The following is a 1,189-nucleotide window of genomic DNA, read 5'->3' as shown; positions in this document are numbered from 1 at the left end:
ACGGATAGGAAATTCAACCGCATGAGGCCAAGTATGGCACGAGTTTTGGGCCTCGAAACACGTTCGGCCAAGGAAGGTTGAGCGCTCGCTTGCCGCTCAATGGCAAGAGCTTGGGAGGCAGTATGCATTTGGGCCTGGCGCGCGCGCAGCTGCTTCCCCGCAGCGATGGATACCGCCGCTTCACTGGGTCACCAATTGACGCGCTGGTCTACCTCGTCGGGTTGAGCTGCCAGATCCCAATCCGGCTCGCCTTGCGCACCATCATCCACCGGCGCGTCGCAGCCCTCCCACAGCGGTGGCCCGCGTGCCGGGGTGATGTGCGGGGGGGCAGACTCCACCCCGATGTGGTTCAGGATGTGGCGGATTTCGGCGCTGTGGGTGATGAAGGCAATGATGCGCATCTGCCCACCGCACATGGGGCACAGCAGCGGAAATGCCTCGTAGATGCGGGCAATCAGCACCGCCCACAAGTAATGCGCCGCTCGCTTCGGGCGTGCTTCAGGTTCGGGTGTGGGTGTGGCCGCGTTGCCCGGCGCCGCCACCCCAGGTACGCCCGCGCCAGGTTGTGCAGTCTCCACCGTGGCTGGTTGCGACGCAGCAGGCTGAGCCAGCGCCGTTACCGCCGCTCTCAGCGGCGAGTTTGGTGCCAGCACACCAAAGTAGCGGTGCCGGTGGGTGCGTGGCGGTGGCACCAGCGCGGCGATGCGGTCGATCAGTTCCAGCGGTGTGAGGTGCAGCTCATCTGCCTTGGCACCACGCTTGTCACTGGTGGGCTCGCTGCGCTGTTTGGCACAGCGGTACACCAGTTTGCTTCCCTCTTTGCGTAGGCGCTCCATGGAAAACGGTGGACGCGCGCAATAGCGCAGCAGCCGCTCCAGCGCAGCGCGGTCGTGGGCTTCGATGCAGACACCGGCGTCCACCGAGAAGCCGCTGTGTTTGTAGCCCAGCATGTCTTTGGCGTCACAGTTCTCCAGCAGGCCCCGAGCAACGAAGGCGCGCAGGATGCGTTTTTGCAGTGTGGTCTGCACTGGGGCCACGGTAGCCGCATCGATGCCGGTGGCCGCGTGAAAGATGACACCCGGCGATGAGATTCGAGGGGTCGCATCAGCATCGCCCTCGCCCTCCACTTCCTCAAACACCCCGTCCACCACACAAACGTGGAAGTGGACGTGTTCATTGAGGCTGGAGC

General features: G+C 64.2%; 1 pseudogene. It reads right to left on the bottom strand.

Annotated features, from left to right (window positions below):
• Positions 1–188: 188 nt before the first annotated feature.
• Positions 189–1,189: pseudogene (locus ACODS0_RS27965) on the bottom strand (IS91-like element ISCR8/ISPps1 family transposase); the annotation flags it as partial.

Source organism: Acidovorax sp. FG60, from assembly GCF_057808995.1.
This window is presented reverse-complemented; position numbering and strand designations above follow the sequence as displayed.